This is a genomic window from Olsenella sp. CU969 (assembly GCF_905219715.1).
Lineage (GTDB): Bacteria > Actinomycetota > Coriobacteriia > Coriobacteriales > Atopobiaceae > Granulimonas > Granulimonas faecalis.
The window spans coordinates 1-1,675 of the sequence record NZ_CAJMXC010000150.1 but is presented as its reverse complement, the minus strand read 5'-3'; the positions used below and the strand labels follow the sequence as shown (position 1 = coordinate 1,675).

The window sequence follows — 1,675 nt, the reverse complement described above, 5'->3', positions numbered from 1 at the left end:
GGCTCAACCCATGGCGAGGAAAAAAGAGGGTGAGAGAGGTCAATGACGCCCCCGTCCCACACGTAAATGTTTTCAGGTCGGTAGAAGTCATATTCTTTAACCGCTGCATTAGTGGTTATGAGTTTGCGCCGCGCTCCAAGGCATTCAATCGTACGAATTGTCAACCCTGATTGATTGGCCTGCGGCGCGTCTAATACAACATTCGAACGAGATACCAACTCCTCCGTCTCCGACGGAGAAAGAGGCCTAAAATGAAAATCTGATGGAACACTCCCTCGATACGAGGGCTCTAGAAGACGATGCCGTATAAAAACCAGTGGCGAAGGCAGATATTCATAGAACTCGCATCGGCTCTTATCTACCCCAGACTTTTCAATGAATTTCGTAATGAACTCATGCTTGGCAGGGTGAGCCGTCCCAACGTAAGAGAAGTCAAAGGTCCTGTCTCTGACGCAAGCATCTCCTATCGCCTTGTAACCTTGATGGTAAAACAAGGGGAGAAAAGCCATCCCATATTGCTCAGCGTCGTGTGGGTCGAAAGAGAACGTTCGGTCAAAAAGGGGCAGCAAATCCGCGATACGTGGGTAATTCGCCAGCGAATCCCACTGGTAAAGAACTAACTCAGCACCAGGAGCAGCCCCTTTTAGCCTCTCAAGATGCTCTCGATGCAAACTAAGAGACTGACCTGAGATGATCAGAATGGCATCATAGTCCTTTGATGCCAACATTGATTCGATATAGCTACAATGCCGATCAATCATTCGAGGGAGCGCTCTATCGCTAAGACGCACTGCAATTTTTACAAGTGCGCCGTCGCTCGGCCGATCATTGACGCGGTCGCATTCAATACCCATGGAGGCAAGCTCCTGAACAATTACGTCTGGGTAATTGAAGAAGGAGGGCATCACTAATAAGACACGCCTCATATTGCCCACTTATTTCTAATGACCAGCAAAATCATGCTCGTAACGCCGGCAGTCATAGGTGCCTTCCACCTCAGTTCCCCTGTGCCGTGAGCGCCACGCCCACGGTCTGGATAATCAACTTCGCATCGGTCTTCACCGAGCACTGCTCGATGTACAAGAGGTCCAGGTCGACCCACTCGTCAAAGGAGATGTCGTCCCGATTGCGACGGGTCTGCCAGTAGCAGGTGATGCCCTGGGGGCACAGAAGCCTCTGACGCTGGCGCTCGGTGTACTGCTCCACCTCGCGCGGCAGGGCGGGCCTCGGCCCCACGATGGAGATGTCGCCCCTCAGCACGTTCACAAACTGCGGAAACTCGTCGATCGAGAGCTTGCGGATCCACTTGCCCACCCTTGTGACCCGGGGGTCGTTCTTGATCTTGAACACCGGGCCGTCCTTCTCGTTGAGCTCCTGGAGCTCCTCCAGCCGCTCCTCCGCGTCCATGTACATGGAGCGAAACTTCCACATGCGAAAGAGCTTGCCGTCCTTGCCCACCCGCACCTGCTTGAAGACGGCAGGGCCCGGCGAGTCCAGGCGGATGGCGATGGCTGTGATCAGAAACAGCCACCAGAACAGGAGAAACACCAGCAGCGAGAAGACGATGTCAAAGCTGCGCTTTGCAAAACGGTAGCCGTACCGGCGGTAGAGCCTCTGGGCCGCGTCCTGCGCCTCCTCGTCGGGGAGCAACGCCTGGGCCCGCTCCCCATCGACG

General features: G+C 54.6%; 2 protein-coding genes. Both read right to left on the bottom strand.

What is annotated here, in order from left to right:
* Positions 1-854 (bottom strand): hypothetical protein (locus JX283_RS08295; RefSeq protein WP_204830154.1); only part of this gene is annotated, 854 nt, incomplete at its 3' end.
* Positions 855-996: 142 nt separating this feature from the next.
* A partial coding sequence (locus JX283_RS08290) for a sugar transferase (protein WP_204830153.1) occupies positions 997-1,675 on the bottom strand: 679 nt, incomplete at its 5' end.